Raw genomic sequence first — 7,210 nt, 5'->3', positions numbered from 1 at the left:
GGTCGTTAGCTCAGTTGGTAGAGCAGTTGGCTTTTAACCAATTGGTCGTAGGTTCGAATCCTACACGACCCACCATGCAAAAAAGGGCATCTCCTACGAGATGCCCTTTTTCTTTGCCTCGGGAAAATGCACCCTTGCCTTGTTGGAGCGGGTAAAACCCGATCCAACAAGGGGCAAATCAAGGCCTTGAGCCTGTTGCAGCCTCTGGGGGGGCTGGCCGGCGATGAGGCCTGTACAGGCAGCCTCTATTGCATGTGTGTCAGTGCAACTTCAACCGCGGCTCGGTACCCCGGCCAATCTTGCTGCCCAACATCATCAATGCCGTACGGAAGAACCCGTACAACGCCATCTGGTGCATGCGGTACAGCGACACATAGAACATCCGCGCCAGCCAGCCTTCCAGCTTCACGCTGCCCATCAGGTTACCCATCAGGTTGCCCACTGCCGAGAAGCGCGACAGTGAAACCAGCGAGCCGTAGTCCTTGTAGGCATACGTGGGCAGCGGCTTGTTCTCCAGCCGTGCTTTAAGGCTTTGCGCCAGCATCGACGCCTGCTGGTGCGCTGCTTGCGCGCGTGGCGGTACACTGCGGTCGCTGTCTGGCTGCGGGCACGCCGCACAGTCGCCAAAGGCGAAAATGTTGTCGTCGCGGGTGGTTTGCAGGGTAGGGCGTACCACCAGCTGGTTGATGCGGTTGGTTTCCAGGCCATCGATGTCCTTGAGGAAACCGGGCGCACGGATACCGGCCGCCCACACCTTCAAACTGGCCTGGATGACCTCGCCGTCCTTGGTTTTCAGGCCGTCTTCGGTGACTTCGCTGACAGCGGCATTGGTCATTACCTTGACCCCGAGTTTTTCCAGGGTCTTGTGCACCGGTACGCTGATGCGCTCCGGTAGCGCCGGCAGAACGCGCGGGCCGGCCTCAATGATGGTGATGTGCATGTCCTTGGGCTGGATGCGGTCCAGGCCATAGGCCGCCAGCTCGTGGGCCGCGTGGTGCAGCTCGGCCGCCAGCTCCACACCGGTGGCGCCCGCACCCACAATGGCTACGCTGATTTTCTCGCTGGCCACGTCGCCGGCGTGGGCACGCAGGTAGTGGTTGAGCAGCTGCTGGTGGAAGCGCTCGGCTTGCTTGCGGGTGTCCAGGAACAGGCAGTGCTGCGCCGCGCCCAGGGTGCCGAAGTCGTTGGTATTGGAGCCCACAGCAATGACCAGGGTGTCGTAGCCCAGGGTACGTGCAGGCAACAGCTCGCGGCCCTCTTCGTCCAGGGTGGCGGCCAGTTGGATCTGCTTGCCTTCACGGTCCAGGCCGCTCATGCGCCCCAGCTGGAAGTTGAAGTGGTTCCACTTGGCCTGGGCCACGTAGTTCAGTTCGTCTTCCGAGGAGTTCAGCGAGCCGGCGGCCACTTCGTGCAGCAATGGCTTCCAGATGTGCGTGAGGTTGGTGTCGACCAAGGTGACATCGGCCTGCTTGCGCTTGCCCAGGGTTTTACCCAGGCGGGTCGCCAGTTCCAGGCCGCCGGCGCCGCCGCCGACAATCACGATGCGATGAGTCATGGGGATATCTCATAAGGTTTACGGAATGCTTGCCCTTTGGGGGCGGCCGCAAACTGCACGAGGGGAGGGCGAGCGCAAGGCAGCTCATAGCACCAGTCCACTCAGCAGGCGGCTGACAAGGCCCAACCCGATGGTCACGGCCACCACCAGCACAAGGAGCAGCCATGGCCGGAAGGGCCGGCGCTCGACTTGGTGCTGAGGGGCTCGCAGATACTCATCGACACGACGCTGATCTTCCGGGTTCAGGCGGCTGGTCATGGTAGGGCCTCGTCAGGTAGACGTAAGAGACTGCACAAACGCTACAGCGTTCGTGCAAGCGCTTGAAACAAATGATAATGCTTTCTATCCCTGGCGCCGAGTGTACGCCATCGCAAACACTCGCTGCACTGGATCAAAGACTGATGCCAACGTCGAAGACGATGCTGCGCCCCAGGTTGCTGCGCAGGAAATCCGGCGCATCGGGGTGGGCGAACAGCACGCGGGCAAAGGTTGGCCCGACCAGCGACAGCGAGCGCCAGCCCTGGCGCAGGTATTCGGTGGGCGGCGGGAAGTGGGTGTTCAGGTCCAGCACCTCGCGCTTGAGGCTGGAAAACGCAATGATGTCCAGCTCGTTCAGCTCCAGCCCGCGCTCGCGATAATTGCGCGCCTTCTTGCGCAAGGTGGGCGCCAGCCGCCCGAGCAGTTCGGTGGCACTGATGCGCCGTGGGCGGGCTTCGCGGCGCACCAGCTGCGCCAGGGAAAATGCACTGCGCCGGCGCTGCAGCTCTTCGCGCCATTCATCATTCAGGCGGCGGCCCTCGTCGAGCACGAAAAACACCTCGAAGGCGGCGTCGCGGAACAGCACGTCGGGCGGCTCTTGCCCGGCCGGGGTGAAATCTTCGCTGCGGTAGGGAATGTTCAGCCCCTGCAACAGGCGCTGGCACACCCACCGCTCCCGCTCCCACTTGCGGGCGTTGGAGAGGAAGGCATTGGCTTGTTCGGCCTGAATGGTCAGCAGGCGCAGGTAGTCGGAGTCATCCATGCACACAAGCTTAGCCGTTAATCGATGACAGCAAGAGGCACGCATGCGGCCGCAGGCCGTCCGCTGCGGAGGGGCCAGGAAGTTTGCGTGTACACTGCCCTTATCCACAGGCCGGCAAGGGGCATTATTCAGTGATCAGCGCACAGGTGTTGTCTGGCACCACCCTGAGCCTTGGCTGGCTGGGTTACGTGCCGCTGCTGGCCTGGGCCGCCAGCCAGGTTCGCTGGGTGGAACTGCTTACCGACCAGCGCCGCCAGCACCTGCTGTTTGGCACGGTGTTCTGCCTGTTCGCGTTGTGGCTGGTAAGGCGCGATTTCGATACCGGCGTGGCGTACCACTTCATCGGCATGACGGCGGTTACCCTGTTGCTGGACTGGCCACTGGCCGTGCTGGGCGGTTTCATGGCCCAGCTGGGCCTGCTGGTGCTGGGGCGCCAGGACCTGGCGGCGTTGGGGATCAATGGTCTGTTGCTGGTGGGTTTGCCGGTGCTGATCACCGAGGTGTGCGCCCTTGTGGTGGAGCGGGCACAACCGCGGAACCTGTTCGTTTACATCTTCTGCTCAGGGTTTTTCCCTGCCGCACTCACGGTGCTGGTCTGCGTGCCGGTGGCGCTAGGGCTATTGTGGCTGGACGGGCGCTTTGCGCTGCCAGAGTGGCTTGGCGACTTTGTCGGTTACCTGTGGCTGATGATGTTCCCCGAAGCGTTCATCAACGGCATGGTGATCAGTGCGCTGGTGGTGTTTTGCCCCGACTGGCTGGAAACCTTCAACCGCACGCGGTATTTGCAGGCGCCGTGGAAGGACGATGAGCACTGAGCCCGCAGGCTAGGCCGGTGCATCATCGCCTAGCCCGGCAGGTGGATCAATTCAATGCCGCGACTCCAGGTCACCTGAATACAGCTCGTCCTCGGACTCCTGCGCCCCAGGAATCTTGTGTTCCTCCGCTGCCCAGGCACCCAGGTCGATCAGCTTGCAGCGGTCTGAGCAGAACGGCCGGAACGCGCTTTTCTCGGTCCATTCCACAGGTGCGCCACAGGTCGGGCAATCGACGGTCAATGGCTGGCTCATGGCTGGCCTCCTTTCAAAGTCAGGTAAAAGTGGTGCAGGCGGTCAATCTGCTGATGCAGCGCGGCGAGGTCGCCGTCATTGACCAGCACATCGTCGGCATGGCGCAAGCGTTCCTCACGGGCCAGTTGGGCCTTCAGGATCGCCTGCACCTGCTCGGTACTGGTGTTGTCCCGGGCCAGCGTACGCGCCACTTGCAGCGCCTGCGGCGCATCGATCACCAGCACGCGCTGGGTCTTGTGGTGCTGCCCCGACTCGATCAGCAGCGGCGACACATAGATCGCATACGGCGACTCTGCCTTGGCCAGGTAGCTGAAAATCTCTTGCCCGATCAGCGGGTGCAGCAGTTGCTCCAACCATTTGCGCTGCGCGGGGTCGGCGAAAATCAGCTGGCGCAGCGCGGCACGGTCGAGCTGGCCATCGGCCTGCAGCACCCCCGCGCCAAAGCGCTCGACAATGCTGGCCAGGGCCGGGCGGCCGGGCTCGACCACCCAGCGCGCAGCCTGGTCGGCGTCGACCAGGTGCACGCCAAGCTCGACGAAGCGCTCGGCGGCGGCGCTTTTGCCGCTGCCAATGCCGCCAGTCAGCCCGAGAATCCAGGGGGTAAACGCCGCAGTGGTCATCAGTATCCCAGCAGTTGCAGGTAAGAGGCGTATATTTCATCACCCCAGAGCACGGCAATCCACCCCGCAATGGCCAGATAAGGGCCAAACGGCATCGCCGCGCCTAGTGCGTGCCGGTGCAAATGCAACAAGCACAGGCCAACCAGCGCCCCGACCACCGACGACAACAGCAGCGTCAACGGCAGCACCTGCCAGCCACCCCAGGCGCCGATCAGCGCCATCAGCTTGAAGTCGCCATAACCCATGCCTTCCTTGCCGGTGACCAGCTTGAACAGCCAGTACACCGACCACAGGCAGAGGTAACCCGCCACCGCCCCCCATACCGCACTGCCCAGCGGCACATACACGGCAAAGGCGTTGACGATCAGCCCCAGCCACAGCATCGGCAGCACCAGTACGTCCGGCAACAGCTGGTGATCGGCATCGATCAGGCTCAGGGCCAGCAGGCACCAGGTCAAGGGCAATGCCAGCAATGCCTCGGCTGACGCACCAAAACGCCAGGCCACCAGCAGCGACAGCAGCGCACTGGCCACTTCCACCAGTGGGTAACGCGGGCTGATGCGGGCCTTGCAGGCAGAGCAGCGCCCACGCAAGGCCAGGTAGCTGAGCACTGGAATGTTTTGCCACGGGCGAATCGGGTGTGCGCACTGCGGGCAGCGCGAAGCGGGCAGGCACAGGTCGAAGCGCGGGTGCTGCGTAGTCGGCAGCCCCAGAACCTGCTGCGCTTCACGCTGCCATTGGCGCTCCAGCATGATCGGCAGGCGGTACACCAGCACATTCAGAAAGCTGCCTACCAGCAAGCCGAGCACGCTCGCCAAGGTGTAGAAGTACGCCGGCTGTTCAGCCAGCAAGGTCCATAAAGTCATGTTCAGATCAAGCTACCCAACTGGAAGATCGGCAGGTACATCGCCACTACCAGGCCACCCACCAGCAAGCCCAGGACCAGCACGATGGCCGGCTCCAGCAAGCTGGTCAACTGGTCCAGCGCCTGGCTGACCTGTTCCTCATAATGGCTGGCGGCTTTTTCCAGCATCGTGTCCAGCGTGCCGCTGGCTTCACCGATGGCCGTCAGTTGCACCAGCAAGGGTGGAAACAGCGGCTCACCCGCCATCGCCTGGTTCAGCCCCTGCCCATTGGCCATACCCTGGCGCAAGCGCAGCACCGCCTGTTCATGCAACTGGCCCCCGGTCACCCGTGCCACCGTACCCAGGGCATCCAGCAAGGGCACCCCGGCCGCATAAGCGGTTGCCAGGCTACGCGCAAAGCGCGCCAACGCCGCCTGCCCCAGCAGCGTGCCGAATACCGGCAAGCCCAACACCAGGCGCCCGAGCCACAACCGCGCAGGCGCATGCCGGCGGCACAGCTGGCGCCCGGCAAAACCTAGCACCAGGCCCAGCGCCAGCAACATCGGCGCAAACCGGCCGAACCCTGTGGACAAGTCGATCACCCACTGGGTAAATGCCGGCAATTGCGCGCCCATGCCTGCGAACATGTCCTCGAACCTGGGTATTACCTCCAGCAACAGCACCGCCGACACGCCCAACCCGGTCAGCAACAGCAGCAACGGGTAGACCATCGCCTTGCGCACCTTCTTCTGCAGCGCCCGCCGCTGTTCCAGCATGCCTGCCAGCTGCTCCAGCTGCCGGTCCAGCGTGCCCGACTGTTCGCCCACCCGCACCAGGTTGCAGTACAGCGCATCGAACCAGCCCGGGTGGCGTTGCAATGCATTCGCCAGCCCCAGGCCCGCAGCTACATCCTGTTTCAATCTAACCAGCAGCGCAGCCAGGGCGGCACTACAGCCACTGCGCCCCATCACCTCGAACGCCTGCAACAGCGGCACCCCGGCCTTGAGCAAGGTCGCCAACTGCCGGCTGAAACCTGCCGGGTCGGCCTTTTCCAGGCGCTTTGGCAGCTTGAGGCCAAGCCCGCTGGCCGGCCGCAAACTGGCCACGTTGATGCCTTGGCGAATCAACCCGGCACGTACATGGGCCGGGCTGGGCCCAGGCGTTTGGCCACTGACCGGCGCGCCATTGGCGTCGGTGCCGTGCCAGCTGTAGAGGGGGGTGGAAGTGGTCATGCGAAGGTCCTTTTGTTGCCCGTGCGACAAGCCTGGAAACAGCTTGCCGCGCCTATGCCAGGGCGCGCGTCCATGATGCTCACTAGAGTAGTTCAGCGATGATGAAGCCCAAGCAGGCAGGGGTGACAAAAGGTGACTGTTCAGGCCTACTGCGCCGCTGTCGCTTGGGGCGAGATTGACCCTAACGAGTACGCGTATCAAAAAGGAAACTGTTCATGAAAGGGCAACGCGGTATCACCCTGATCGAACTGATGATCGTTGTGGCGATCATCGGCATTCTGGCGACCATCGCCTTACCGATGTACACCAACCACCAGGCCCGCTCCAAGGCCGCGGCCGGCTTGCTGGAAATCAGCGCCCTGAAAACGGCGATGGACCTGCGCCTGAACGACGGCAAGGATGTAGCCGGCGTAGCCGAACTGGGCGGCCAGCCGGCAACGGCCCATTGCGCGATCACCGCCAACGGCAAGGCGGCGGATAGCAGCGGCAGCCTGGTTTGCACCCTGGTGGACGCACCGGCCACCGTGCTGGGCAAGGCCCTGACGTTGACGCGCTCGGCAACGGGCTGGGCGTGCACCACCGACATCGAAGAAGACCTGGCGCCGAAGGGCTGCAAGGGGGCCTGAGGGCAGGGCAATAAAGTAGTGGAAACAGGGGTTTGCGTAACGGGTGCGAGCAGTGGTACGTTGCGCTACACGCCGGTGTAGCTCAGTCGGTAGAGCAGCGCACTCGTAACGCGAAGGTCGCAGGTTCGATTCCTGTCTCCGGCACCACATCCAGCTCCACTGCATTCCGCTGAATGCTTTGGAAGCCCTCTAAACCGGCCTTATGGCTAATGCCAGTCAGTTAAGTAATTTGGGGCCGCTTTGC

9 protein-coding genes and 1 tRNA gene are annotated in these 7,210 nt (G+C 63.2%); 3 read left to right on the top strand and 7 right to left on the bottom strand.

What is annotated here, in order from left to right; all coding sequences use genetic code 11:
• Window positions 1-259 precede the first annotated feature (259 nt).
• The 3 genes from QME24_RS24350 to QME24_RS24340 all read right to left on the bottom strand — a co-directional run bounded on the left by QME24_RS24350 (window position 260) and on the right by QME24_RS24340 (window position 2,576).
• On the bottom strand, window positions 260-1,555 hold the full coding sequence (locus tag QME24_RS24350; RefSeq protein ID WP_280091717.1) for an NAD(P)/FAD-dependent oxidoreductase: 1,296 nt from the start codon (window positions 1,553-1,555) through the stop codon (window positions 260-262).
• An 84-nt stretch (window positions 1,556-1,639) separates the two neighbouring features.
• Entirely contained in the window at window positions 1,640-1,813 is a 174-nt protein-coding gene (locus tag QME24_RS24345; protein ID WP_033744188.1) for a DUF3094 family protein, read from the bottom strand.
• Window positions 1,814-1,946: 133 nt separating this feature from the next.
• A complete protein-coding gene (locus QME24_RS24340; protein ID WP_009683003.1) occupies window positions 1,947-2,576 on the bottom strand; it encodes a DUF1780 domain-containing protein in 630 nt (209 codons plus the stop codon).
• A gap of 131 nt (window positions 2,577-2,707) precedes the next feature.
• On the opposite strand from QME24_RS24340, the gene QME24_RS24335 reads away from it, so the two are divergent.
• The gene (locus QME24_RS24335; RefSeq protein WP_280091716.1) at window positions 2,708-3,391 is read left to right on the top strand and encodes an energy-coupling factor ABC transporter permease; all 684 of its coding nucleotides are present in this window, start codon (window positions 2,708-2,710) and stop codon (window positions 3,389-3,391) included.
• Window positions 3,392-3,442: 51 nt separating this feature from the next.
• On the opposite strand, the gene yacG is transcribed toward QME24_RS24335, so the two are convergent.
• The 4 genes from yacG to QME24_RS24315 are packed head-to-tail and all read right to left on the bottom strand — an operon-like array spanning window position 3,443 to window position 6,340.
• Window positions 3,443-3,643 (bottom strand): DNA gyrase inhibitor YacG, encoded by a 201-nt coding sequence (gene yacG, locus QME24_RS24330; RefSeq protein WP_009683001.1) that lies wholly within the window; start codon window positions 3,641-3,643, stop codon window positions 3,443-3,445.
• On the bottom strand, window positions 3,640-4,263 hold the full coding sequence (coaE, locus tag QME24_RS24325; RefSeq protein WP_235768448.1) for a dephospho-CoA kinase: 624 nt from the start codon (window positions 4,261-4,263) through the stop codon (window positions 3,640-3,642). The genes yacG and coaE overlap by 4 nt, the downstream gene beginning before the upstream one ends.
• Entirely contained in the window at window positions 4,263-5,129 is an 867-nt protein-coding gene (locus QME24_RS24320) for an A24 family peptidase (RefSeq protein WP_033690441.1), read from the bottom strand. The genes coaE and QME24_RS24320 overlap by 1 nt, the downstream gene beginning before the upstream one ends.
• Before the next feature lie 2 nt (window positions 5,130-5,131).
• Window positions 5,132-6,340 (bottom strand): type II secretion system F family protein, encoded by a 1,209-nt coding sequence (locus QME24_RS24315; protein WP_280091715.1) that lies wholly within the window; start codon window positions 6,338-6,340, stop codon window positions 5,132-5,134.
• 215 nt (window positions 6,341-6,555) lie between these two features.
• On the opposite strand from QME24_RS24315, the gene QME24_RS24310 reads away from it, so the two are divergent.
• Window positions 6,556-6,966, top strand: coding sequence for a pilin (locus tag QME24_RS24310; RefSeq protein ID WP_029884908.1), 411 nt, complete (start codon window positions 6,556-6,558; stop codon window positions 6,964-6,966).
• Between the two features lie 71 nt (window positions 6,967-7,037).
• Window positions 7,038-7,113, top strand: a tRNA-Thr gene (locus QME24_RS24305).
• Window positions 7,114-7,210: the final 97 nt, after the last annotated feature.

The organism is Pseudomonas sp. PARCl1, assembly GCF_947311875.1.
GTDB classification, from domain to species: Bacteria; Pseudomonadota; Gammaproteobacteria; order Pseudomonadales; family Pseudomonadaceae; genus Aquipseudomonas; species Aquipseudomonas juntendi.
The sequence above is the reverse complement of the archived record's forward strand: the minus strand, read 5'-3'. Positions and strand labels throughout refer to the sequence as shown.